Origin of the sequence: Panacibacter microcysteis, assembly GCF_015831355.1 — a bacterium.
Lineage (GTDB): Bacteria > Bacteroidota > Bacteroidia > Chitinophagales > Chitinophagaceae > Panacibacter > Panacibacter microcysteis.
This window is the reverse complement of record NZ_JADWYR010000001.1, coordinates 2252335-2277595: the sequence shown is the minus strand read 5'-3', so window position 1 is coordinate 2277595 and position 25261 is coordinate 2252335. Positions and strand designations below refer to the sequence as shown.

The following is a 25261-nucleotide window of genomic DNA, read 5'->3' as shown; positions in this document are numbered from 1 at the left end:
AATCAGTTCAAAGAGTTATTGCGAATCAGGTCTAAAAGAGAACTGTTTACAAAGGCGCTGAAAAACACTGCCTCCCACTTCCACCAGCAAGCACACCTTGGCAATGCGCATTCCACAACAGGAATGTCTGCATAACATGCGTTACTCCCCTTCAGAAAAAAGATCAGTACACAAGGAACATACATATGCATGTTCTGAAATCATTGATCAACAACTTAAAAAGTACCAGGCATGCAAATGCCGTCAAATGAAATTTTTTATAATATTTGAGCATGAAGTTTAGTGAGCATACCAGGTCGGCAAAACAAAACTTTCTTAAAGGTGGTTTCGAAGCGTCTGAGCTTATTGCTTCTATAGACTGGGGCAATACGTCTTTGGGAGACCTGGATGAATGGCCTCAAAGTCTTAAAACCGCGCTTGGCATAGTGCTAAACGCCCGGCTGCCTATGTTGCTGTTCTGGGGCGCTGAACAAACTTGCTTTTACAACGATGCATTTCACCAGACATTGGGTAATAGAGCAAAGCATCCCTGGGCAATGGGTAAACCCGGTAAAGATGTATGGCCTGAGAAGTGGTACAGTATAAAACCCGCAATAGATAATACACTCAGCGGTGTACATACCGACCTGCAGGAAGACCAGCAGGTACCGCTTTATAAGAATGGTAAACTGGAAGAAACATTTTGGACATTTTGTTATTCTGCCGTAAGAAACGAACACGATGAAATAGCAGGTGTGTTGCTTGTATGCAATGAAACTACTGAAAAGATAAGGGCACTTAAAAGGTTTGAAAACTACGAAAAACGCTTTTTGGATATCGTAGACCAAACACCTGTAGGCATCGCCATATTCATGGGTGCCGAATTTGTGTTTACCGCGGCCAATAAAACATACCTTGATATCGTAGATCGCAAGCTGGAAGATGTTTTATACAAACCAATGTTTGATGTACTGCCGGAAATGGAATACATCGCCAGGCCAATTGTAACCAAGGTTTTTAAAACAGGAGAAACGTTCGCCGGTTACGAATTTCCCAGCAATCTTAAAAGAAACGGAAACATAGAACTGGCTTTTTTCAATTTCATTTACCAGCCGCTTTTTTTCGACGGGGAAATAAAAGGTGCCATTGTTGTTGCGAACGATGTAACACACATGGTAAGATCCAAACTGCAGCTGGCGGAGAATGAAGGCGCATTCAGGGATTATATCAATGCGGCCCCTACGCCTTTCGCCATTTACATCGGCGCCGAAATGCGCATTAAGATGGCCAACGAGGCTTTGCTGAAAGTATGGGATAAAGACAAATCCGTTATTGGCAGAACGCTGCGCGAAATACTTCCCGACCTCGAAGTACAGCCTTTTTACCAGGTACTCGAAACAGTTTTTAAAACGGGTATCCAATACCATACAAATGAAGAAAAAGTTGAAATCATAAACGGCGGTAACAGCCAGTTGTTTTACTTCAACTTCACTTACACACCGCTTAAAAATGAGAAAGGCGATGTATATGGCGTTCTTCATATTGCAACAGATATTACAGAGCAGGTTTTATCTAAACAGAAACTCATAGATGCAGAAGAAAGGGTACGCATAGCAATGGAAGCAGGCGATCTTGCCAGTTTTGATCTTAACCTGCTTACAGGCGAAACACATGCCACACCCAGGTTTTACCGCATCTTCGGGCTCGACTACCTTATACCACAGGAAGAAAGTATAAAGATGGTGCTGCCGGAAGACCGGCATATAAGGGCTGCCGCTTATCAGCGCGCATTTAATGACCCCGGCGGTAAATTGTTCTATGATGTACGCATTAAATGGCGAGATGGCAGCATACACTGGATAAGAAACCAGGCACGTGTATTTTTTGATGATAACGGTAAACCGCTGCGCTTACTGGGCACGTTAAAGGAAATCTCGGCAGAAAAAAATGCACAGCAAAAACTGGAAGAAAGTGAAAAACATTTTCGTTCATTAATACAGGAAAGCCCGGTACCAAAGGCGCTCCTCCGTGGCAGGGACTACACCATTGAAATAGCAAATGATGCCATGCTCGAGCTATGGAATAAAACGGAAGATGTTATCGGGCAGCCACTCATAAAAGCACTTCCCGAACTGGCCGGCCAGTCGTATATAGAGCCACTGGCCGAAGTGTATAGCACCGGTATCATATACAAAGGCAACGAACAGCAGGCATATATTGAAACACCTGACGGTCAGCTAAAGAAATTCTACCTAAACCTGGTGTTCAAGAGAATTACCAGCTATTTCAAGGAGGGTTTCGATATACTCATGACCAGCTACGATGTTACACCGCAGGTATTAGCACGCAAACGGGTTGAAGAAAGCGAAAACGAGTTACAAAGAATCAATCAAAGACTTGAAATAGCATTGGATGCTGCAAGGCTGGGCTCTTATGAACTGGATTTTGATACTGGCTTTATTAACTGTACACCGCAGTGTAAAGCAAACTATGGCTTTAGCCCCGATGTGCAGTTCAACCTGCAGGACCTGCTGAGACAACTTACCCCACACTACCGTGACATGTATAATGCAGGCATTGAAGAAGCCATTAAAAACAAAAGCGTCTTTAACTGCGAGTACCCCGTAACATGGCCTGATGGAAGCACACACTGGCTAAGGACCGCAGGTAAGGTTACCTACAACGAAGACGACAAAGCTGTAACACTGGTTGGTGTAAACCTTGATATAACCCAGAATAAACTGGCATTACAGCGGGTAGAAGAAAGCGAGCAGCGCCTGAATATGGCCCTCGAGTACACCAATACCGGTTCTTTCGATCTTAACCTGCATACGTTTGAAGTTATTTATACACCCAGGCTTGCTGAAATATTTGGCCACACGTCTAACACGCTGCTCACCTATGCACAAATGAGGAGTCATATTCACCCGGAAGACCTGAAATCTATCGTGGAAAAAGCCTTTAGCGCGGCCATTAAATCCGGAAACTATTTTTATGAGGCACGCATTTTAAAAGGCGATAAAATGATCCGGTGGATAAGGACGCAGGGACGGGTAATGTATGATATAGACGCCATACCTATGAGAATAGTGGGTACTATTATGGACATAACTGAGGAAAAAACCGAACAACAGCGTAAAGATGATTTTATGGGAATTGTGACGCACGAATTAAAAACTCCTTTAACTTCGGTTAAAGGTTTTGCGCAGTTCCTTCATGAGCGGGCACTTAATGCCAATGATAAACCCTCGGCAGCATTGCTCAACAAGATGGTGTCTCAGATAAATAAATTAAACGTACTCGTACAGGATCTGCTTGATATAGCAAGGATGGAAGGCGGGAAAATGAAATTTCAACAGGTAGTTTTTGATTTCTATGAATTAATTTCGGAAGTAATTGAGCAGGTTGGTATAACCACTACGAAAAGAATTGAAACTCAATTAGCTGACTGGAATGGTTCAATTATTGGAGATAGAGACAGAACCGGGCAGGTTTTGATCAACCTCCTCACTAACGCAATCAAGTATTCCCCCGAAGCCGACCGGGTAATTGTCAAAGTAGAACAAACGAACAAAAAGGTTACATGTAGTGTTACAGACTTCGGGATAGGGATATCGAAAGAAAGCCTTCCGTACATTTTCGACAGGTTTTACAGGGAAGCGGAAGCACAGGTTAGCACATTTCCAGGCCTTGGTCTGGGTCTTTACATTTCAGCTGAAATTATAAAAAGGCAGAACGGCGAGATCTGGGTACAAAGTGAAAAAGGCAAAGGTTCAGTATTCAGTTTTAGCCTTCCTTTAAATACATAACATGATTAAGAAGAAGATTTATGTAGCAGATGATGATCCGGATATCCTTGAAGTTTTAACGATTATTCTCGAAGGTCGCGGATACGAGGTCATCACTTCTCCAGACGGCAGATCCCTTACAGGTATCACTCAACTGCCAGACCTTATTTTTCTTGACATCCGTATGTCTGGCAGCGATGGCAGTGAAATCTGCCGCTCATTAAAAAATAACACCACCACTTCTGCTATACCCGTAATACTCATTTCCGCAAACCGTAACCTGCAGGAAATTGGCGAGTCATGCGGCGCAGATGCTGTAATACCAAAACCTTTCGATATTAAAGACATCGTAAACGCAGCGGGTAAATACACTACCGCATCAATGCAATAACAATCGTTTATTTCAATTGCAGGGCAACATATATTGGTTGCCGGCAGCGGTGCTTCGTGGCATCGCCTGTTGTGTCACTCACTTGTACTGTATATTTTCATGGCAGCTATGGCTGCTCTTTCCACGTACAGGCTGTAAACAACAGGTGCATTGTCCGGCCATCATCAACAGTTTCTACAATCACACATCCTCTTTATGTACGGCTGGTAGGTTGTAAAAGAAGCCACCAACATTAAAGCGTTAGAGCTTCGTCTTTAAGATAAGCTGTTGTAAAATGAGCATGATAGCCTGTGCCGCATAATGATCTGAACGCACAAGTGAGTGACACAACAGGTGTTGATAGTAGTAATACAGCCCGCCCACAAAAAAAGCCGCTGCACTGCTGCAACGGCCTATAATCGGGTGTTTGGATGCGGTAAATTAAATAACCACGTTTACCATTTTGTTTTTCACGTAGATGATCCGCTTAGGTGGTTTACCCTCCAGCCACTTTTGCACCACATCGTTTGCAAGTACAATTCTTTCTACTTCCTGCTGATCTACATCGAGCGCAATCGTAATGGTAGTGCGCATTTTACCATTAATGCTTACCGGGTATTCCTTAGATGATTCTTTCAGGTACTTTTCTTCCAGTGCCGGGTAGGCGGCATCGAGAATTGTTCCTTCATTGCCAAGAAGGTGCCATAATTCTTCGCTTATGTGCGGGGCATATGGCGCTAACAATACGAGCAACTGCTGCAGTACCTCTTTCTTGTAGCATTTAAGATCGTGCAGTTCATTTACACAAACCATAAATGCACTTACTGCCGTATTAAAAGAGAAGCGTTCGGTATCTTCTTCAATCTTCTTTATTGTTTTGTGGAGCACTTTTAGTTCCGCATCTGTTGCTGTTTCGTTATTCCATACAGCAGTTCCTTTTGCTTCATCAAAAAACAGCCGCCACAGTTTGCGCAGGAAGCGATGTACACCCTCAATGCCTTTGGTATCCCAGGGTTTGCTTTGCTCCACGGGGCCCAAAAACATCTCGTACATACGAAAAGTATCTGCGCCGTATTTAATAACAAGATCGTTTGGATTTACTGTATTAAATTTCGACTTACTCATTTTCTCTACCTCGCTGCCGCATAGGTATTTCAACTCCTGGTTACCAGTGCTGCACTGGAAGGAAATGGTGCCATCTTCAAAAACAAATTCTGCATCTGCATATTCGGGCCGCCATTTTTTGAAGGCTTCCACATCAAGCTCCAGCCCGTTTACGAGGTTTACATCCACATGTAAAGGTTGTACATCGTAACCGGCTTTTTGCCCGTGCGATACAAACTGGTTTGTATTTTTTATGCGGTACACAAACCTGCTGCTTCCCTGTATCATACCCTGGTTAACCAGTCTTTTGTACGGTTCGTCATGGCTTATCAGATCGCGGTCGTATAAAAATTTCGTCCACATGCGGCTATACAGCAAATGGCCAACGGCATGTTCTGTACCGCCGATATAAAGATCTACCTGGCCCCAGTAATTGCTGGCATCGCGGCTGCAGAATGTTTCATCATTGTGCGGGTCCATATAACGCAAAAAATACCAGGATGAGCCTGCATAGCCGGGCATGGTATTGGTCTCCAGGTTTTGAGCGGTCCATTCGGGAATATTGGCCAGTGGCCCCTCGCCTTCCGGGCCGGGCTTATAACTTTCTACAAAAGGCAGTTCGAGTGGCAATTCGCTTTCATCCATTGGTATCGCAATACCGTTTTCCCATTTTATCGGGAATGGCTCGCCCCAGTAGCGCTGCCGGCTGAAAGCAGCGTCGCGCATTTTATAATTCACCTTGCGTTTGCCTTTGCCCCATCCTTCGAGTGCCCGCATGATTTCTTCCGTGGCATCTTTCATCAGCATACCGGTTACAAAATCACTATCTACCAATTCTGCATCATGCGTTGGATTGGCTTCTTCGCCGTTAAACTTATCACCGATGATGTTGGTGATGTTGATATTAAAATGTTTGGCGAAACGAAAGTCTCTTTCATCTCCGCACGGTACGGCCATGATAGCGCCTGTACCGTACCCCGCCAAAACATATTCGCTGATATAAATGGGAATTTCCCTGTAGTTCAAAGGATTAATGGCGTATGCACCGGTAAATGCGCCGCTGATCGTTTTTTCTGCCATACGTTCTCTTTCGCTACGGCTTTTTACATAGGCGATGTAATCATCTACTTCCTGCCGGTGCTTGCCGGTAGTGATCTTTTCTATCAGCTCATGTTCCGGCGCTACCACCATAAAATCGACACCAAAAATGGTATCGGGCCTGGTAGTATAAACCACCAGCTTTTCCTCGCTGTCGTGTACGCTGAATTCTATTTCTGCTCCAAAGCTCTTACCGATCCAGTTGCTTTGCATTTCTTTCATGGCATCACTAAAATCAACAGTATCGAGCCCCTGCAGCAAGCGGTCTGCATACTCGGTAATACGGAGGTACCACTGGCGCAGTTTCTTTTTTACTACCGGGTAGCCGCCACGCTCACTTACACCATTTACTACCTCGTCATTTGCAAGTACTGTTCCCAGCGCTTCGCACCAGTTTACTTCACCATAGCCGCAGTAGGCCAGGCGATATTCCATTAAAATATTTTGCTGTGTTGCAACATCAAAGCTTTTCCATTGGCTGGCTGTAAAATGATTGCTGCCGGTAGCTGCCGGTTTATAGTTGGCATTGGGAAAAGGATGGTGTTTGTTTCCTTCTGATTCGAAGATTTCAACCAGTGTATCTATACTTTCGGCTTTGTTGTGCTGCCTGTTGTAGAAGCTTTTAAACAACTGCAGGAAGATCCATTGTGTCCACTTGTAGTAGCTGGCATCGGCTGTTTTTACTTCCCTGTCCCAATCGAAACAAAAACCAATTTTATCGAGCTGGCTGCGAAAGTTGCCGATGTTTTGCCGGGTGCTTATTGCGGGGTGTACGCCATGTTCAATAGCATATTGCTCTGCTGGCAACCCAAAAGCATCGTAACCCATCGGGTGTAAAACGTTATAACCTTTGAGTCTTTTGAAGCGTGCAAAAATATCGCTGGCTATATAGCCAAGCGGGTGGCCTACATGCAGCCCCGCACCGCTGGGGTAGGGAAACATATCGAGCACGTAATATTTTGGTTTGGATGAATCGTTAGACACTTTATATACTTGCTGCTCCTTCCATTGCTCCTGCCATTTTTGCTCTATTTGTCCGAAGTTGTATTCCATCTAAATGCTTGTTATAAGTTTATGTTATGGTTAGTTTATGGGCCGGGCTGTATAACGCTTATGATGCTTTCGTTGCGTCGCACTCTTGTACAACATAGCTTTTATGAGCTGCAGGCTTCTGGCACAGTCTTACTATTTAACTCCTGCTTTGCTGCTAAAGATTCCAGAGCGCAATACTCACTGTGCGCTGTTGCCCAACATTGCTTCGCCAGTACAAGAGTGCGACGCAACAGGCGATGCCACACGATCTGCTGCTGACTTCATAAAATTAAAAATCAACATAATAAGCCCGTAAAACTAACGTTAAGAGTGAGTGCAAATGTAAGCGAATCCCCTAAATTTGCGCGGCATGCACTGAACGTTGCATAATCCATTAAATCAATTGTATGGCTGAATCGGGTAAATCTTCATTAAGACGCAGCAAGCCAAATTATATCTACAGCATCGTGGGCGTGGCGCTTGTGCTGGTGATTATGGGTGTAATGGGTTGGATGTTGCTGAACTTTAGCAAAGTGGGAAATACGTTTAAAGAAGACATACGTATAAGCGCATACCTGCGCACGCAGAATAAAGATACCATTGCGCAGATACAGCAGTTTATTGCCGGGCAGCCTTTTGCAAAAGATGTGAAGTATATTGACAAAGAGGCTGCAAAAGCATTGTGGAACAAAGACAACAATGAAGACTGGGGAAAGATACTCGATGTAAACCCGCTGCCGGAAAGCATTGATTTTTTTGCAAAGGCTGATTATGTAAACCCTGACAGCCTGAAAATGATCTCGTCTTTATTGCTGTCGCAGTACAGTAATCAGATTACCGATCTTCAATACCCGCAGGTACTGGTAAGCAGTATCAGCGAAAAGACCAGGATATTCAGCATTGCATTTATCGTGATCTCTGTTGTGTTGTGCATTATTGTAATATTCAGCATTGACAATACTATAAGACTGGCAATGTTTAGTAACAGGTTCCTGATTAAAACGATGCAGATGGTTGGTGCTACCCGCAATTTTATAAGCCGGCCAATGAATATAAGGGCCATTATTAACGGTTTGATAAGTGCGGGTATAGCAATTGCCGTTTTGCTTGGATTGATTACCTGGCTTGAAAATCTCATTCCTTGGCTGAAAGCGATCAGGGACATGCAATTAAACCTGATACTTTTTGGTGGTATGATCTTTTTGGGCGTTGGTATTTCCTTGTTTAGTACATACAGGAGCGTATTGAAATATCTTAAAATGAAGCTGGACGATCTTTATTGAGCGCATCACAGCTCTATTGAGCGAACCATTACTTAAGAACGTTTATTAGTATACAATTCATTCATTTTTCTTACAGGGCAGCAAAGGCGCTTGTTTTTTTAGAATTTATTACAGTATCTTGCAGCCCGTTAAAAGTAGCAGCATGGCAGAACAGAAACAAAAAGCAATACCTGCGTTATTCACAAAGGAAAATTATACCTGGATGGCAATTGGTGCGGCTGTAATTGTTCTTGGCATGATCCTGATGTCTGGTGGCAAAAATGAAAATCCTGCTGTTTTTGACTATAATGTTGTTTACAGCACCACCAGGATTACTGTAGCGCCTATCTTAATCGTATTGGGCTTACTTGTAGAAGTCTATGCGATTTTCAAATCACCCAAGCCCGCTGCAAAGTAATGACGAAGACTGTATTATCCTCTTTAACCCCCTATGCGCAATACCACATATTTAATCCAACAATAGAATAAACCAAAACTTTATATGTCCACCATTCAAGCAATAGTGTTAGCTATAGTAGAAGGTCTTACTGAATTTTTACCAATTTCCTCAACCGGCCACATGGTGATGGTAAGTTCACTGATGGGAATCGGCAAAGAAGATTTTACAAAACTGTTTGAAGTAGCAATTCAATTTGGCGCAATACTGGCAGTAGTGGTGCTTTACTGGCGCAAATTCATCAACTTTAAAAGCTGGTCGTTTTATTTTAAACTGGCGATTGGTGTAATACCGGCACTGGTTTTCGGTTTCGTACTGGGAGATAAGATAGATCTTCTCCTGATGAACCCATTATATACAGCCCTGGCCTTACTGGGTGGCGGTTTTGTTTTGTTGTTTATTGATACCATTTTTTACAAGGTTGAAATAAAAGAAGAAAAAGACATTACCATAAAAAATGCGCTTATCATTGGTCTTTGCCAGTGCGCTGCGCTGATACCGGGTGTAAGCCGTTCGGCAGCATCTATTATAGGAGGTTTACAGCAGAAATTATCCAGGAAGCTTGCCGCAGAATTTTCATTCTTTCTAGCGGTACCTACCATGGCTGCAGCAACCATCTATAAATTATTCAAAGCGGTAAAAACAAATCCTGATATTTTAAACAGCGGCAATATTAAACTTTTGATGGTAGGCAATATTGTAGCGTTTGTTATTGCATTTTTAACCATGCGGTTTTTTGTAGATTTTCTTAAAAAGCACGGCTTTAAAGTGTTTGGATGGTACAGGATCATTGCAGCACTTATCTTCCTGCTGATGATTAAGATGAACCAGATAAGGTAAAATGAATTCATAAATTAATTGCTTAATTTTCTGCCCCCGATTACCGGGGGCAGTTTTATTAAACGACTACAATGCAAACAGCATCTAAAAAAGTAATCAATGGCTGGGCCATGTACGACTGGGCCAACAGTGTATATAACCTGGTTATTACCACTACGTTCTTCCCCATATATTTTACTTCTGTAGCTAAAACGGGCGATACAGATAAAGTAGTCTTTCTTGGCCGCACATTCGTGAATTCATCTTTATACGATTATACGCTTGCCGCCGCTTACCTGCTGGTGGCATTTTCTTACCCGGTACTTACTTCCATAGCTGATACACGTGGCAACAAAAAAAGCTTTATGCAGTTCTTTTGCGTGCTGGGTGCGGTGGGCTGCAGCCTGTTATTTTTCTTTACCAGCAGCAACATATGGCTGGGCATCCTGGCATTTATGATGGCATGTATGGGGTATGTGGGCAGCCTTGTTTTTTACAATGCCTACCTGCCCGAAATAGCGGCACCGGCCGACAGGGACCGCATTAGTGCCAAAGGTTTTTCCTATGGATACATCGGCAGTGTTATTATGCAGGCGGTGGGTTTTGGGCTGGTACTGCTACTGCCTGATGCTGCTATGGCTACACGCATTACGTTTTTACTCGTAGGCATTTGGTGGATTGGTTTTGCACAAATTACCTTCAGCAGGCTGCCTGCCAACACTGCAAGTGCCCGTACCACTGCCAACGTTGTAACAGACGGTTTTAAAGAAGTAAAAAAAGTGTTTAACGAGGTAACCAAACTACCTGTGCTTAAAAGATTTTTGCGCGGCTTCTTTTTTTACAGCATGGGTGTACAAACAGTAATGCTGGCCGCCACATTATTTGGCAGTAAACTGCTGCAACTGGACGATAAAAAACTTATTATAACCGTTGTAATTATCCAACTGGTAGCCATTGCCGGTGCTTTTTTTATGAGCCGCCTGTCAGAAAAGATTGGCAACCTGCCGGTGCTGATGGGTGTAATTGTATTTTGGATCATTATATGCATTGCTGCATACTTTATTGCCGAATATAAAGAAGCAGGCGGCGATCCGGAGTTCCTGTTTTATTTCCTTGCTACTGCTGTAGGGCTTGTAATGGGTGGCATACAATCGCTTAGCCGGTCTACTTATTCCAAGCTGATGCCGGTAACAAAAGATACCGCTTCGTATTTTAGCTATTACGATCTTACAGAAAAAATTGCTATTGTAATCGGCATATTCAGCTTTGGTTATATAGAAGAACTCACAGGCAGTATGCAGCACTCCATACTCTCACTCATTATTTTCTTTGTAATAGGTTTTGGTTTTTTATTTACTGCCTGGCGCTTTCAAAAGAAAGTGCAATAAAACAGTTGCTATGAAATTATACACGATCGATACGGAGCTTTTTAAACTGGATGGCGGCGCCATGTTTGGCGTTGTGCCCAAGAGTATCTGGCACAAGATGAACCCATCAGATGAAAACAATATGTGCACATGGGCCATGCGTTGCCTGCTTGTTGAAGACGGCAACAGACTTATTCTTATAGACAATGGCATTGGCAATAAACAATCAGAAAAATTTTTTTCGCATTATTACCTGCATGGCAATGATACGCTTGGCAGCTCTTTGAAAAAACATGGTTTTGGTAAAGATGATATAACAGATGTTATTCTTACCCACCTGCATTTTGATCATTGCGGAGGCAGCGTTGAAAAAGTAAACGACAAACTGGTGCCGGCATTTAAAAACGCCACCTACTGGAGCAATGAGCGCCACTGGGAGTGGGCCACCAAACCAAACGACCGCGAGAAAGCATCTTTTCTTAAAGAGAATATACTGCCCATACAGGAGCATGGCCAGTTGCAGTTTGTACCTTTTACAGAAGGCCACCAGCTATTTGAACATATTAAGATCCGTTATGTAAACGGCCATACCGAAGGTATGATGCTGCCACAGATCAATTATAACGGTCAAACAATTGTGTACATGGCAGACCTGCTGCCCGCAACATTCCATATACCGCTGCCGTATGTAATGGCCTACGACATGTTTCCGTTAACAACACTGCACGAGAAAAAATCTTTTCTCACAGAAGCACTGGAAAATAACTATACACTTTATTTTGAGCATGACCCTTTCACAGAGTGTTGCAACCTGCAGCAAACAGAACGTGGTATAAGGGAGAAAGATAAATTCAGGTTATCTGAAATATAGTTGCGGGGAATGCTGAATAAGAACGGCTTTGATGTATGGCAGAACAGGATATTGTTTTTAGTTGCAGCAAATGCCTGTTACTATTGTTTCAGCAGTAGTATTGTATGGCATCGCCTGTTGTGTCACTCACTTGTACGTTCCGTTGTTATGGCGACTGCAGCGTTCCGGTCATTTACTCCCAGACGTAGCATAAGCGCTGCACGTTTGGTGTGGTAATGCTGCTGTATGCATAAGGTTGTTTTGTTGTTTAAAAAACTGCTATTACTACACCTGTACATGCCGCTGCGAACAGCTGCCATGAAAACTGGCTGCCGAAGTGTGCGACGCAACCGGCGATGCCACCTGCGCTGCTGCCGGGTACATTATTTTACCACAAACTTGTTTTCCGCTTCCGGCTTCTGCCACCAAGGCCAAGTGCACCTAGCAAACTCCTCGTAATGATAGATGCGGCTGTACGCTGCACCTGCTTTACCGTCGGGTCATCAAAAAATCCTTTGTCTTTTGGTTTGCTTTTCTCTTCTTTCGCTGCTTCCTTTGCACGTTGCTTTTCTTCCTGTTCTGCCTGTGCCTTTTCTGCTGCTTCAGCTATCTTATCGTTGAGTAATTCATACGCACTTTCATTATCGATGGTGCGGTTATATTTATTTACCAGTTTACTCCTGCTGTTCAGTGTATCTATCTCACTATCGCTGAGGATATCCATACGGCTGCGGGGCGGGCAAAGCATGGTATGCACCAGCGGTGCAGGAATACCTTTTTCATTGAGCGTTGTTACAAAAGCCTCGCCGGTTCCCATTTGTGTAAGCAATTCATCCGTTTTATAATAATCACTTTCAGGGAAATTTTCGGCAGCCTGCTTAATTGTTTTACGGTCGGCAGCAGTAAACGCCCTGAGCGCATGCTGCACTTTTAAACCAAGCTGGCTGAGTATAGCAGCCGGTACATCCTGCGGGTTTTGCGTACAAAAGAAAATGCCAATACCTTTTGAACGGATGAGTTTGATGACCGTTTCTATATGTTGCAACAGTGCTTCTGTTGCTTCTTCAAACAAGAGGTGTGCCTCATCAATAAACATTACCAGTTTGGGCTTTTCCATATCGCCTTCTTCGGGGCATGTGGCATATAGCTCTGCCAGCAACTGCAGCATAAACGTGGAGAATAATTTCGGCCTGCTTTGCATGTCTGTAACACGCAGAATATTGATCATACCCCGGCCATCATCGCTAATACGCATCAGGTCATCCACTTCAAAACTTGGTTCACCAAAAAACACATCAGCACCCTGCTGCTGCAGTTCAATCACTTTGCGCAGAATGGTACCGGTTGTGGTAGATGAAATGTTGCCATACAGTTTTGTAAGCTCTGCCTTGCCCTCATTACCGGCAAACTGCAGCACTTTTATAAAATCTTTCAGGTCTAGCAAAGGTAGCTGGTTGTCATCGCAGTATTTAAACAGCATGGCTACAAGGCCACCCTGCGTATCATTCAGGCCAAGAATTTTACTCAGCAAGATAGGCCCGAATTCGGTAACTGTTGCCCTAAGCCTCGCACCTTTCTCATTGCTGAGCGTAAGCAGTTCAACGGGGAATGCTGCAGGTTTGTAATCTATGTTGAGGAGTTTTGTACGTTCAGCTATCTTATCATTTACACTGCCTGCAGCGGCAATACCACTCAGGTCGCCTTTAATATCCATCATTACCACCGGCACGCTTGCATCACTCAGGAATTCACTGAGTACCTGTAACGTCTTGGTCTTACCTGTGCCTGTGGCGCCTGCAATTAACCCATGGCGGTTGAGCATTTTTAGCGGTATAAAAACATCTGCACCCGGCACAACCTGGCCTTCGAGCATGGCGCAACCAATCTTTACATGTTCGCCTTTGAAGTTATACCCGGTATTAACAGCAGCAAGAAATTGACTTTGATCAGGCATTACAAAAGTTTTGCGGAAGTTAAAGATTAGCTGGATGCAAAGAAAAATTTTGTTACCCGCCCGGCCTGTTCTTTTTAGCCTGCCCCCGGTTCGAATATGCATGCGCATGTGCAAATCTCTTTTATCTTTATCGCGATTAATTGTAGTTTATGTATACAGCCGAACAAACAAGGGAAATTCAAAAAGACAGCAACCGGTTTCTTAAAGAAAACGCTACGGCAGAGGAAATTGCGACACTGAGGGAGGTGTTGCGCTTTCATGAATACAGGTACTATGTAATGAATGACCCGCTGGTGGCTGATGCAGAATATGACCAGTTGTACAAGCAGCTTGAAGCAATTGAAAAGCAGCACCCGGAGCTTATTACACCCGCTTCGCCAACACAGAGAGTAGGCAGTACCCTGAATGCAGCCTTTCCTACTGTACAGCACCTTGTGCCGATGCTAAGCCTTGACAACAGCTACAATGCTGAAGACCTGTACGACTTTGACCGCAAAGCAAGGGAACTTACCGGCCTGGCAGTGGTAGAGTATTGCGTAGAACCTAAGTTTGACGGTGCCAGCATTTCCCTGATCTATGAAAATGATATGCTGGTTCGTGGCGCCACCAGGGGCGATGGCGTAGAAGGTGAAGATATTACGACCAACATTAAACAGATCAAATCCATTCCGCTGAGTGCACCGTTCTCAAGGTATGGTATAACACAGGTGGAGATCCGTGGAGAAATTATACTGACAAAAGACGTGTTTAAAAAATACAACGATGCACTAATGGAGCAGGGGCTGCCACCACTCGCCAATCCGCGCAATGCGGCCAGTGGCAGCCTGAGACAAAAAGATCCGCGTAACGTAGCAAAAAGAAACCTGGACGCTTTCCTGTACCACATTAGTTACTATACCACTGCCGACGGTTATACACTTTCACTTGATGGGGAGCCGAACGATACTTTACCGCAAAGTAAATACCTGCGCACACACGGCGGTTCTTTAGATATGCTGTGGGATTGTGGTTTCCGGTCGCCGAAAAAAGAGAAGCTTGTGCTGAAAGGCATAGATGAGGTAATTAAACATGTACACGATTTTGAAGAAATGCGTGACACGCTGCCTTACGAAATTGATGGTATGGTGGTAAAAGTAAATGACTTTGCGCTGCAGGATAAAATGGGTATGACCACCCACCACCCGCGCTGGGCTATTGCGTTTAAGTTTAAAGCAAGACAGGCCACCACAAGGTTAAAAGCGGTGGAGTTCCAGGTGGGGCGCACGGGTGCTGTAACGCCCGTTGCCAAATTGGAACCGGTGCACATTGGCGGTGTAACCGTTTCTAGCATATCTATACACAATGAAGATTATATAAAGGAAAAAGACCTGAAAATAGGTGACAGTGTGCTGATAGAAAGAGCCGGCGACGTGATACCGCAAATTGTAAAATCTTTGCCGGAGGTGCGAACAGGCGATGAAGTAAACATCAAATTTCCGCGGCAGTGCCCGGTATGCAGCAGTGAGCTGTTCAAAGAAGAAGGTGAGGCGGTATGGCGCTGTATCAATATTGACTGCCCGGCACAGGTGGTAGAACGCATCATACATTTTGTGAGTAAAGATGCCATGGACATTAAAAACTTTGGTGAGGCCAATGTGCGCAAATTTTATGAGTTGCAGCTATTGAAAGATGTACCCGGTATATACCGGCTGGATTTTGATGTGATTGGCAAGATGGAGGGTTTCGGAAAAAAATCAATCGACAATTTAAAGACTGCCATTGAAGCCTCGAAACAACAGTCGCTACACCGGCTGGTGTATGCACTGGGCATACGCTACGTGGGAGAAACAACAGCGAAAACATTGGCCAATGCGGTAAACAACATCAACGACTTTGCGCATAAAACAGAAGAAGACCTGCAGCAAATGGAAGACGTGGGTATAAAAGTGGCACAAAGTATTTACCGCTTTTTCCATAATGATCAAAACCTGGCCATGCTGAAAGAGCTGGAAGAACTAGGCCTGCAACTGAATAACCAGAAAAAAACAGCGGCCGGCGATAGCACATTAAAAGAACAAACTTTTCTTTTTACCGGCACGCTCAACAAGCTAAAACGAAGCGAAGCAGAGGCAATGGTGGAAGCGCATGGCGGTAAGATCGTTAGCGGTGTAAGCAGTAAACTCAACTATCTTGTAGTGGGTGAAGATGCAGGCAGTAAACTGGAGAAAGCCAAAAAGATCAACACTATTAAGATCATTAGTGAAGATGATTTTTTAAAGCTGATCGCACAATAGAAACGATGTGTTTTGAGTTTGTACCTGCCTGTAAAAACACAGCGGGTTAGCCGATGCTGAAATGATTGCTGCAGTACAAGTGTGCGACGCAAGTACAGCATAATAGTAGCAATGCAGCCTGGTACTGAAAAATAAACTGACCAATAACACTGCGTGACAGCATTCTGCTTTGGCAACCGATCGTATAACTTATAACAATTGACGATTCCCGGTTTACTTATTTTCCTTTACCGGAAAAAATGATTTTGAGTGTGTAGATCATTATTTTAAGATCGAGCAGCAGTGAAATGTTTTCAATGTAAACAAGATCATACTTCATACGCTCAATCATTTGCCCTACGGATGAAGCATAACCAAACTGCACCATGCCCCAGGAAGTAAGGCCGGGCTTTACTTTTAGCAGGTAACGGTAATAGGGTGTTTGCGCATTGATCTGGTCTATATAAAACCTGCGCTCTGGTCTTGGACCTATAAAACTCATTTCGCCCAGCAGTATATTCCACAATTGCGGCAGCTCGTCTATACGCCACTTGCGCATAAACCTGCCCCATGGTGTAATGCGCGGATCATTCTCGGCAGATAATGCAGGCCCGTTTTGTTCGGCATTGATAAACATTGAACGAAACTTGTGTATGATGAATGGCTTGCCTTTGTAACCGATTCGCTCCTGCGAGAAAATAATACTGCCGGGCGAGGAAAGTTTTGTTTTAATGGCCACGAAAAGCAGGAAAGGACTTAGTGTAATCATTGCTGTAAGAGATGCAGTAATATCGATCAGCCGTTTGATGTTTTCCTGCCATGCAGGCATCAGGCCGGTGTCAATATCGATCAACACAGCATCTGGTATGTTGGCGGTCTTTACGGCGCCGGAAAGAATTTCATACGTATCAGGCACCAGTTTTACTTCTACGTCTTTTTCGCTCAGCCTGCTGATGATCTGCTCTTTTAAAGATGCTTCGTTTTTATCCAGCGCAACAATTACACGCTGAATCTTTTTTTCATAGATCATTTGTTCCATCGATGGCAGATCGCCCAGGCAGGTAAGTGATTTTGTAATACCATTCTTCAGCGCAGGGTCTGTGGCAATAAAACCAACAATATCATACCCTACAATAAGACGGCTTTTCCTGATCTCCTTTAATGCATCAGATGCTTTACGGCTATTGCCTACGATGAGTGTACGAAAAGAAAATTTACCCGATTCCAGTTGCCGCCTTGCCATGGTAACAATGATAAAGCGGCCAATAAAAGTTGCTATGGTTTGCAAAAAGAAAAGAGAGAAAAATGTAATATAGAAATAGTTGTAGTTCCTTTCACCATCGTTCATGAAAAGTACAAAGAAGAGAATGATGGATCCTGTAAAAGATTGTATAAGCGTGTTATTAAAATCTGTAAGCCGGGAGCGTTTATAAACAGCGTTGTTGTAAGCACCGGTAATGGAGTACAGCACCAGCCAGAATAACACCGTAAGCAGTAATGAGAGCGGAAAATATGCATCAGCGGTAAACAGACCCTTCAAAGTTTGCGGCGCTTCATTAAGCAGCTTTTTCCGCTGTAAGGCTATACCTGTCCATACTGCAGCAGATGCAATGATATCGCTGAAAATATAAACATTTATACGTATTGGCCTGGAGGTATCCATAGCTAAAAAGAAATCACGCCGTTATGCTGGTTGCCCCGATTTTTTCCAAAATACGGTGGGCAACTTCCATTGCAAGAAAACCATCAATTTCAGAAACTTCAGTAGCTGTATTGTTCACAACAGCAGTTACAAATGATGATAATTCGTCTTTAATGGCATTGGCGGGTTTTGTTTCGGGGTTTATTACAGCAATCGTTTTTGTTTCACCGTTGGGTGTCTCAAGCTCAAAAGAAAATGCATTTGCGTCAGCCGGCTCGTGTAATTTAATGATCTCTGTTTTCTTTTCCAGGAAATCAATACCAATGTATGCATCTTTTTGAAATACCCGCATCTTGCGCATTTTTTTCATGCTGATCCTGCTGCTGGTAAGGTTTGCCACGCATCCGTTGTTAAACTCTATACGCACATTTGCTATGTCAGGCGTGTCTGTCATTACCGCTACACCGCTGGCATAAATATTTTTTACATCGCTTTTAACCAGGCTTAGAATAATGTCAATATCATGTATCATCAGGTCAAGAATAACGCTTACCTCGGTACCACGTGGGTTAAACTGGGCAAGCCTGTGTACCTCTATAAAACCTGGTTTTATGGTCATGTTTTTAATGGCCGTGTAGGCAGGGTTAAATCTTTCTACATGGCCAACCTGTACTTTTACACCTGCCTCCCTCGCCATCTTTACAATCTGCCGACCTTCGTCAATAGTATTTGCCAGTGGCTTCTCCACAAAAACATGCTTGCCGGCTCTTATTGCAGCTTCGCACAAAACAAAGTGGTGATTGGTAGGCGCCACAATATCTGCTGCATCTGTAACGGCAAGTAAAGCGGCTGCAGTGTCAAATCTTTTCAACCCATATTTTTCAGAAACCTCTTTGGCCGCAGCGTCATTAGGGTCATAGAAACCAACCAATGTTACGCCTTCAATCTCTTTCCAGTTATTCAAATGAAATTTTCCCAGGTGGCCCACACCAAAAACACCAACTTTCAACATACTAAAAATTTGCCTGTAAAGATAAGGGGATTGCCCGTGCAGCCACCTGACCTGTTTTGCACACGGCAAAAGGGTATTACACGTTAATGGTGGCCAGGTAACCGGCAGCAGATTTCTATGGCAGCTTTACTTGCGTCGCACACTTGTGCAGCAGTTTGCTATGGCGGCTGTTCGCAGCGGCACAGTCACCACAGCGCTGCAGCAGCTGCCTCTACGCTATTAGCATTCGTTTTGTGCAGCGTTTGCCTGCACTACACTAAAAGTGTGGAAAAAACAATACACTGCCAGGCATCGCTGTATCGTTCCAGGCACAGGAAACGATAGAAAATGCATTGGCAAACATTTTGAATTTACTGGTAGTATGAGCATTCTCGAAGAAATCAATCTTACATTTTATCATGGTGGCGAATTACATTCATTGTCAGCCACACCATACCTGCTGCCGGTAGAGAACGGCATGCCGGCCTGCTTCAATGCAAAACTGAATGGTAAAAACATTGGCGATATCAATTGTAGTATGAACCAGTGGCTGAATGATGAGATTACCGATGCCGCACTGCTTTCCCGCATTGGTTGCCTGTTATCATCCTGCTACCGTAGCTAATAAACAATTACGTAAATATTTCATGTATAATCAACCCTTTTACTTTTTTATCCATTTCTAAAACTTTATTAAGCCCTCCCGCTTTTATAAGTGTATTTCCTGATTTTATTATTTATTCTTCGTTACTTTAAACGGGTAATGGTTTAAAACGATGCTTGCTGGTGCTGTTATCTCTTGGCGCCAACAACAGGTTGCTATAACACACACCCGCTCAATTTTACTTTCACATATAAGTATTTCAACGTATGAAGCGCAGACAATTCTTACAGAACACCGGTATGTTTACTGCAGGCTCTTTAATCCTCCCTGCATCATTACACGCCGCCAGGAAGATCGCGGCCAATGAAAAGATCAACATCGGCGCAATTGGTATCAATGGTATGGGGTGGAGCGATGTAAGAGCCATCCTCAAAAATCCTGAAGCTCAGCTGGTAGCTATTTGCGACGTTGACAAATCTGTTCTCGACAAACGCATGGCCGAGCTGGCGAAAGAAAATATAAAGCCGGTTATCTATGGCGACTACCGCAAATTACTGGACGATAAAAATGTAGATGCTGTAGTAATTGGTACACCAGACCACTGGCATTGCAAAATAATGGTAGATGCCGTTGCGGCAGGCAAAGATGTGTATTGCGAAAAGCCTGCTGGTAATTCCATTGCAGAATGTGCAGTAATGATCGGCGCACAACAAAAATACAACCGGGTGGTGCAGGTGGGGCAGTGGCAGCGTAGTAATAAACATTACCAGGATGCAATGGAGTTTGTACACGCTGGTAAACTGGGCAATGTGCGCCTGGTAAAAGCCTGGGCGTACCAGGGCTGGATGAAATCTATACCCGTACAACCAGACAGTGCACCGCCACCAGGCGTTGATTACGATATGTGGTTAGGTCCTGCTAAAAAGCGCCCTTTCAATCCCAACCGTTTTCACTTTAATTTCCGCTGGTACTGGGATTATGCAGGCGGTCTTATGACAGACTGGGGCGTTCACATGATAGATTATGCACTCATTGGCTCTAAAGCACCTTTGCCTAAAAGTATTGTTGCAAGCGGTGGCAAATTTGCTTATCCTGATGATGCAGAAGAAACACCGGATACTTTAACGACCGTTTTTGAATTCAATGGCTTTAACCTTTTGTGGGAGCATGCTACCGGCATTAACGATGGTCCGTACCAGCGCGACCATGGTGTAGCGTTTATTGGCAATAACGGCACCCTGGTAGTAGACCGTGGCGGCTGGGAAGTACTGCCCGAAACCATCAATGGTAAACAGATGATGGAAGCCGTTGCGCGCCAGCAACGCACAGATAATGGCCTCGAGCTGCATGCAAAGAATTTCCTGGATGTAATAAAGTCAAGGAAAATGGAAGACCTGAAATGCCCGATTAAAGATGCGGCGCATGTAGCTACTGTATGCCAGATGGGCAACGTAGCTTTCAGAACAGGTAAAAAGATTTACTGGGATGCAGATGCGAAAAGGTTCTCCGATGCAGATGCCAACAAGTACCTCGCGGCTGAGTATCACAATGGCTATAGTTTGCCGAAAGTGTAGACATACATTGCGTTCCGCATAATCAACCGGGTTTAAAATATTCAATGATTAGGGCGGAACGCATTTTTTTAGATTATACCTGGATCAGGTTATTTCGTATGGCAAACACCACTAACCCAACTCTTGTTTTAAAACCAAATTTTTGAAAAAGATCATCCCGGTAACCTTCTACTGTTCTCGGACTACAAAACATTTTATCGGCGATTTCTTTATATGTAAGTTCTGTAGACGCCAATTGCAGGAATTCTTTTTCACGATCTGTCAATGCCGGCAATTGGTCTACCGTTTTATTATTACCGGAAAGATTTTTAAATACTTTTTCTGCTGCCCAGTCAGAATAGTAATACCCTTTCGTCGTGAGTGCATTTAAAGCATTTTCCAGTTCAACAGGATTACAATTTTTTAATAAATATCCTTTTGCCCCACTTTTAATCATGCGCAGTAATGCCTGTTCGTCATCCTGCATCGAAAGCGCCAGTATGAGTACTTCAGGATGGTTATCCGTTAACCATTGTGCTGTTTCGTACCCATCCATCACCGGCATCGAAACATCAAGTAATATGATTTCAGGAATATTCTTTTTTTGTCGAAATTTTTCAATCAGTATTTTACCATTTTGAACTTCGTACAGTACTGTATAGTTCCTGAAATTTTCAATAATGCCTCCAATTGCCTGCGCTATTAATGAATGGTCATCTGCTATTACAATTGAATATTGCATCTTATTTCAGTGTTTATTTATTTTGTTTGCACCTATAATGATATCATGGCAAGGCAAGGGTAAAATTGATTTCAGTGCCTTTGTTAAGGGTGCTGGCAATTGAAAAACGTGCACCAATCATTTCTGCTCTCTTTCGCATATTTTCCAACCCTATGCCTGCGGTTTTTTTTGTTGTAGCACCAACATCAAATCCCACTCCATCATCGTTACCAACAATTTGCAGGCAGTTTCCATCATACAACACAGCCAGATGTATTATCCTGCATTTAGCATGTTTGAGACTGTTTTGCAAGAACTCCTGTACTATGCGCAATGCAACTTTTTTCTTTGTATCGTCTATTGGTATAGTAGCCTTAGAAAGCTCATATACAACTTTGCACCTTCCCGATAAAATAATACGTTCACACTCAGTTTTTATCAGTTGGGTTAATGTCGTCTGCTGAATATAATTACTCGTAAGACTTCTGGAAAGACTTTGCAATTCTAATAATGCAGTATTAATAACACTGCAGATAATATCTATTTTTTCATTGGCGCCGGGATATTTATTTTCATATACAAATTGCTGGGCATAAATAGATGCCAGGGTAAGTTTCTGGCTAATGTTGTCATGTATTTCCCTGCCAAGGTCCTGCATGGTTTGCTGCTGAATTTCTAGTTGTGTACTTAGTATCGCTTCTTTATGTGCCTGGTTTATTATTTCCATTTCTTTGCGATGCTCTATTTTACGTTTACGGTAGATTAGCATTATTAAAAAAAATGCAAGCAGGAAAATAATTAGAATAACTGTTACAGTGCCTATAAGTATGAACCCGTTTTTCTGATCCATATAAATGCTATTGTATATGTACCGTATAAAACAATATTTAGTGTATCCAGCACATTGTTAAATATGGAAATAAAAGCTGCCGCTTTTGTATTCGTCATCCAATTATTCATAACGAAAAATGGCAAGCCGGCTACATTAAATATCAGTGTTGCGAACGAAATATAAAAAAAAGGAGCTTTCAAAAAATCCATTTCCTCTGAACTATCAATCAACTCATACAGCTTACCTATTATAAAAACGATCAATAATACTGCGCCGCTTAAATAAACAGAAATGTTCAGGGTTGTTTCAGTATCGTATGTAAATACGCTTAAAAGCATGTATAAGAAAATACTTACAAGAATTATAGTTCGAAATTGGTTTTTACTAATTGCATAGTAAAATATAATAAAATAAAGCAGGTATTGAATTGGTGTAAACAGATTGTAAAACCATCTGTTATTATGATATTTTACCGCCAGGTAATAGCCTGCTATTTCACCCAGAACAATTATCAAAAGCAACAAAGGAAACAGTCGCATATACTTGCTGTTCTTTATTGTACTCCATGTAAATAAAGAGGCAAGAAATGCAGTCGTTTCAAAATAATTAGTACAAGACATCCCTCATAAAATTTGTTTAGTACCCCAAACCCATGGGGTTTATCGCATCTACACTTGTGAGCGTGTTATAAATTTGATTATTGGGGCCAGGACGAGGGCAATTAGTAGGACATAGATTTCCATTATTCCAAAAAACTCTTGAAGCATTAGTTATCGTATTTGCATTTGGGTATGGTCGGACAGGGTAATTAGAAGCTGCAGGACCGCAAAGCATCAATTCCTGGGGAGATGCGGGATTCATAAGGTCCGCCATGAACAGGTAATTAACTACTCCGGTGCCTCCGGCATTAATATAATTTGCTGCTGTTAGGTGTGGATCGAAATCAATCGCCTGTCCTTCTACATCTATTGTAGGAGACATGAAAAGAGTATGCTGCCCACTTCGTTGCGGGTAAAAACTAAAATTGCCAGGATAAGTGGCATAATAGAATCTAATACCTAATTCATTAGACCTTACATGTAACTGAGCCGAATATTTTTCGATATTGCATATAAACTTCTTAATTGTATCTAAAGGAAACCATACAGCCCTGGCATCATCATAGTACTGCTGTCCCTGAACTTGCGTAATATATTGTTGACCTTGACTTTGCGTATTGGATATACCGTAGTACTGCGCTGCATCATGATTGATGATATCGTAATGTGTTTTCTTATACCTCGACACCACATCTATAAATTCAGCCGCTGTGTGCCCTACTAAATCTTGGCTACAGGAAGTACAGAAAGTAGTACTTGCAACTACGTCCGGAATTGTAACCCTTGACGTCCTGCATGCCTGGAAAACAATAATGCCGAGCAACATGATATTTGTTGCGACCAATATTTTTTTCATGTTTGTTTTTTTGGTTTAATAAAGTGTAAAACTATAAAGGCTTGGGAAAATATTTACATTATCTAATATAATCATTCCTTTTGTCAAAACACTTATTTCATAAATTACTTACTGCTGCTGCAATTCGTCAATTGTTCCGCATTTAAGGCGTGATTTTTCACATACAAAAACCGTTATTCAACGATTTATATGACCGTTTGAAAAGACACAATTACCAGTTGTTCAACTCCTGTAAAACAAACACCGCTATTGCAATTTTGTAATGCATTTAAAACTGGTTGGCGGTCTATCTAATAAAAATCATGAGCCAGGCTAAAATGCATTGATCATGCTTTGGTTGCGTCGCACCCTTGTATTTCCGGAATACAATGTGCCAATTCGCAAAAGCATTCGCTAACAGAGCCGAAAACAACATTACTTATTAAACCAAAAAAAGTACAAAATGAAAAAGATCATTATTGCAATATCAGTATGTGTATCGTTGATATTCGCATTTTCTTCCTGCAGGAAAGCTGCAGCGGACCCAACCCTTAGCTACATCAAAGATTTTTACGGAGTAAATATTAAGCACTCATTTATTTGCCTTAACCCAACAGACAATCAAAAATCGCTTCAGGTAGATTTGATATGGGATGAAAAAGGTGTCGCCACTTACACAACTAAAGAAATTCCACGCGATACAATGAATGAACATAATTCAAGGTTATTTATGCCTGCTTCAGAATTCGATCAAAAAGATGGAACTGTCATTCCAACAAAACCCGTCAGGACGCTTATGCTTGTGTATAACAATGGAGCACCTGAAGTGGTAGAAAACTATAACTGCAATGGAATATGGACATGGACTTGCAGCAATTGCGGCTATGGTGATGGCGACGCGCATGTAATAACTCAAGGTTTAAATAGCTGGGTGGTTTGCGGAATTAGTACAAACCCTTATTGCTACGCACATTGGTATTGCCAGGAAATTGCAAAAGAATACAATGTGATTATCGGTTGGCAAAGCAATTAATGCTATTGAGAAGTGCACAATTACTGGTTTTTTGTTATAACTGCAACACAAATGCACCAAGGGATTGCAAGGCTGGTTATACTTAATTGCAGCACTTATTTACAGGCCATATAGTTTCA

18 protein-coding genes are annotated in these 25261 nt (G+C 42.7%); 11 read left to right on the top strand and 7 right to left on the bottom strand.

Features of this window, described 5'->3' with window-relative positions:
- The first annotated feature begins 272 nt into the window (after nt 1–272).
- Both I5907_RS09215 and I5907_RS09210 read left to right on the top strand, forming a co-directional pair.
- Nucleotides 273–3788, top strand: coding sequence for a PAS domain-containing protein (locus tag I5907_RS09215; RefSeq protein ID WP_196990420.1), 3516 nt, complete (start codon nt 273–275; stop codon nt 3786–3788).
- Between the two features lies 1 nt (nt 3789).
- Complete coding sequence (locus I5907_RS09210) at nt 3790–4158, top strand: response regulator (RefSeq protein WP_196990419.1); 369 nt, start codon at nt 3790–3792, stop codon at nt 4156–4158.
- 420 nt (nt 4159–4578) lie between these two features.
- Here the strand turns inward: I5907_RS09210 and leuS are convergent, their stop codons facing one another.
- Nucleotides 4579–7392 (bottom strand): leucine--tRNA ligase, encoded by a 2814-nt coding sequence (leuS, locus tag I5907_RS09205; RefSeq protein WP_196990418.1) that lies wholly within the window; start codon nt 7390–7392, stop codon nt 4579–4581.
- A 386-nt stretch (nt 7393–7778) separates the two neighbouring features.
- On the opposite strand from leuS, the gene I5907_RS09200 reads away from it, so the two are divergent.
- The 5 genes from I5907_RS09200 to I5907_RS09180 all read left to right on the top strand — a co-directional run bounded on the left by I5907_RS09200 (nt 7779) and on the right by I5907_RS09180 (nt 12147).
- Nucleotides 7779–8654: a cell division protein FtsX gene (locus I5907_RS09200; protein WP_196990417.1), complete on the top strand. Its 876-nt coding sequence runs from the start codon at nt 7779–7781 to the stop codon at nt 8652–8654.
- Nucleotides 8655–8796: 142 nt separating this feature from the next.
- Entirely contained in the window at nt 8797–9051 is a 255-nt protein-coding gene (locus I5907_RS09195) for a DUF3098 domain-containing protein (RefSeq protein WP_196990416.1), read from the top strand.
- Nucleotides 9052–9135: 84 nt separating this feature from the next.
- Nucleotides 9136–9930 (top strand): undecaprenyl-diphosphate phosphatase, encoded by a 795-nt coding sequence (locus I5907_RS09190; RefSeq protein WP_196990415.1) that lies wholly within the window; start codon nt 9136–9138, stop codon nt 9928–9930.
- Nucleotides 9931–10001: 71 nt separating this feature from the next.
- The gene (locus tag I5907_RS09185; RefSeq protein ID WP_196990414.1) at nt 10002–11297 is read left to right on the top strand and encodes an MFS transporter; all 1296 of its coding nucleotides are present in this window, start codon (nt 10002–10004) and stop codon (nt 11295–11297) included.
- Nucleotides 11298–11307: 10 nt separating this feature from the next.
- Nucleotides 11308–12147, top strand: coding sequence for an MBL fold metallo-hydrolase (locus tag I5907_RS09180; protein WP_196990413.1), 840 nt, complete (start codon nt 11308–11310; stop codon nt 12145–12147).
- Nucleotides 12148–12514: 367 nt separating this feature from the next.
- On the opposite strand, the gene I5907_RS09175 is transcribed toward I5907_RS09180, so the two are convergent.
- Complete coding sequence (locus tag I5907_RS09175) at nt 12515–14080, bottom strand: helicase HerA-like domain-containing protein (protein ID WP_196990412.1); 1566 nt, start codon at nt 14078–14080, stop codon at nt 12515–12517.
- A gap of 149 nt (nt 14081–14229) precedes the next feature.
- Between I5907_RS09175 and ligA the strand changes: the two genes are divergently transcribed.
- A complete protein-coding gene (ligA, locus tag I5907_RS09170) occupies nt 14230–16353 on the top strand; it encodes an NAD-dependent DNA ligase LigA (RefSeq protein WP_196990411.1) in 2124 nt (707 codons plus the stop codon).
- A gap of 217 nt (nt 16354–16570) precedes the next feature.
- Here ligA and I5907_RS09165 read toward each other — a convergent pair whose 3' ends face one another.
- A complete protein-coding gene (locus I5907_RS09165; protein WP_196990410.1) occupies nt 16571–17995 on the bottom strand; it encodes a sugar transferase in 1425 nt (474 codons plus the stop codon).
- Nucleotides 17996–18008: 13 nt separating this feature from the next.
- Nucleotides 18009–18986 (bottom strand): Gfo/Idh/MocA family protein, encoded by a 978-nt coding sequence (locus tag I5907_RS09160; RefSeq protein ID WP_196990409.1) that lies wholly within the window; start codon nt 18984–18986, stop codon nt 18009–18011.
- A gap of 361 nt (nt 18987–19347) precedes the next feature.
- On the opposite strand from I5907_RS09160, the gene I5907_RS09155 reads away from it, so the two are divergent.
- Together I5907_RS09155 and I5907_RS09150 are read left to right on the top strand one after the other, a co-directional pair.
- A complete protein-coding gene (locus I5907_RS09155) occupies nt 19348–19590 on the top strand; it encodes a hypothetical protein (protein ID WP_196990408.1) in 243 nt (80 codons plus the stop codon).
- Between the two features lie 245 nt (nt 19591–19835).
- The gene (locus I5907_RS09150; protein ID WP_196990407.1) at nt 19836–21143 is read left to right on the top strand and encodes a Gfo/Idh/MocA family protein; all 1308 of its coding nucleotides are present in this window, start codon (nt 19836–19838) and stop codon (nt 21141–21143) included.
- A 73-nt stretch (nt 21144–21216) separates the two neighbouring features.
- Here I5907_RS09150 and I5907_RS09145 read toward each other — a convergent pair whose 3' ends face one another.
- From I5907_RS09145 to I5907_RS09135, 3 genes are all read right to left on the bottom strand, one after another.
- Nucleotides 21217–21864 (bottom strand): response regulator, encoded by a 648-nt coding sequence (locus I5907_RS09145; protein WP_196990406.1) that lies wholly within the window; start codon nt 21862–21864, stop codon nt 21217–21219.
- A gap of 43 nt (nt 21865–21907) precedes the next feature.
- Nucleotides 21908–22693, bottom strand: a complete 786-nt coding sequence (locus I5907_RS09140; RefSeq protein WP_196990405.1) for a sensor histidine kinase — start codon at nt 22691–22693, stop codon at nt 21908–21910.
- 618 nt (nt 22694–23311) lie between these two features.
- Complete coding sequence (locus tag I5907_RS09135) at nt 23312–24130, bottom strand: hypothetical protein (RefSeq protein WP_196990404.1); 819 nt, start codon at nt 24128–24130, stop codon at nt 23312–23314.
- A gap of 442 nt (nt 24131–24572) precedes the next feature.
- Between I5907_RS09135 and I5907_RS09130 the strand changes: the two genes are divergently transcribed.
- Nucleotides 24573–25142 carry a hypothetical protein gene (locus I5907_RS09130; RefSeq protein WP_196990403.1) on the top strand — a complete coding sequence of 190 codons (570 nt, stop codon included), beginning with the start codon at nt 24573–24575 and terminating at the stop codon, nt 25140–25142.
- The last annotated feature ends 119 nt before the right edge of the window (nt 25143–25261 follow it).

Coding starts and splice junctions, on each gene's coding strand:
- I5907_RS09145 (WP_196990406.1), bottom strand. CDS start 21,864: ATGCAATATTCAATTGTAATAGCAGATGACCATTCATTAATAGCGCAG.
- I5907_RS09215 (WP_196990420.1), top strand. CDS start 273: ATGAAGTTTAGTGAGCATACCAGGTCGGCAAAACAAAACTTTCTTAAA.
- I5907_RS09195 (WP_196990416.1), top strand. CDS start 8,797: ATGGCAGAACAGAAACAAAAAGCAATACCTGCGTTATTCACAAAGGAA.
- I5907_RS09210 (WP_196990419.1), top strand. CDS start 3,790: ATGATTAAGAAGAAGATTTATGTAGCAGATGATGATCCGGATATCCTT.
- I5907_RS09165 (WP_196990410.1), bottom strand. CDS start 17,995: ATGGATACCTCCAGGCCAATACGTATAAATGTTTATATTTTCAGCGAT.
- I5907_RS09180 (WP_196990413.1), top strand. CDS start 11,308: ATGAAATTATACACGATCGATACGGAGCTTTTTAAACTGGATGGCGGC.
- I5907_RS09155 (WP_196990408.1), top strand. CDS start 19,348: ATGAGCATTCTCGAAGAAATCAATCTTACATTTTATCATGGTGGCGAA.
- ligA (WP_196990411.1), top strand. CDS start 14,230: ATGTATACAGCCGAACAAACAAGGGAAATTCAAAAAGACAGCAACCGG.
- I5907_RS09140 (WP_196990405.1), bottom strand. CDS start 22,693: ATGGATCAGAAAAACGGGTTCATACTTATAGGCACTGTAACAGTTATT.
- I5907_RS09160 (WP_196990409.1), bottom strand. CDS start 18,986: ATGTTGAAAGTTGGTGTTTTTGGTGTGGGCCACCTGGGAAAATTTCAT.
- I5907_RS09175 (WP_196990412.1), bottom strand. CDS start 14,080: ATGCCTGATCAAAGTCAATTTCTTGCTGCTGTTAATACCGGGTATAAC.
- leuS (WP_196990418.1), bottom strand. CDS start 7,392: ATGGAATACAACTTCGGACAAATAGAGCAAAAATGGCAGGAGCAATGG.
- I5907_RS09200 (WP_196990417.1), top strand. CDS start 7,779: ATGGCTGAATCGGGTAAATCTTCATTAAGACGCAGCAAGCCAAATTAT.
- I5907_RS09150 (WP_196990407.1), top strand. CDS start 19,836: ATGAAGCGCAGACAATTCTTACAGAACACCGGTATGTTTACTGCAGGC.
- I5907_RS09190 (WP_196990415.1), top strand. CDS start 9,136: ATGTCCACCATTCAAGCAATAGTGTTAGCTATAGTAGAAGGTCTTACT.
- I5907_RS09185 (WP_196990414.1), top strand. CDS start 10,002: ATGCAAACAGCATCTAAAAAAGTAATCAATGGCTGGGCCATGTACGAC.
- I5907_RS09135 (WP_196990404.1), bottom strand. CDS start 24,130: ATGAAAAAAATATTGGTCGCAACAAATATCATGTTGCTCGGCATTATT.
- I5907_RS09130 (WP_196990403.1), top strand. CDS start 24,573: ATGAAAAAGATCATTATTGCAATATCAGTATGTGTATCGTTGATATTC.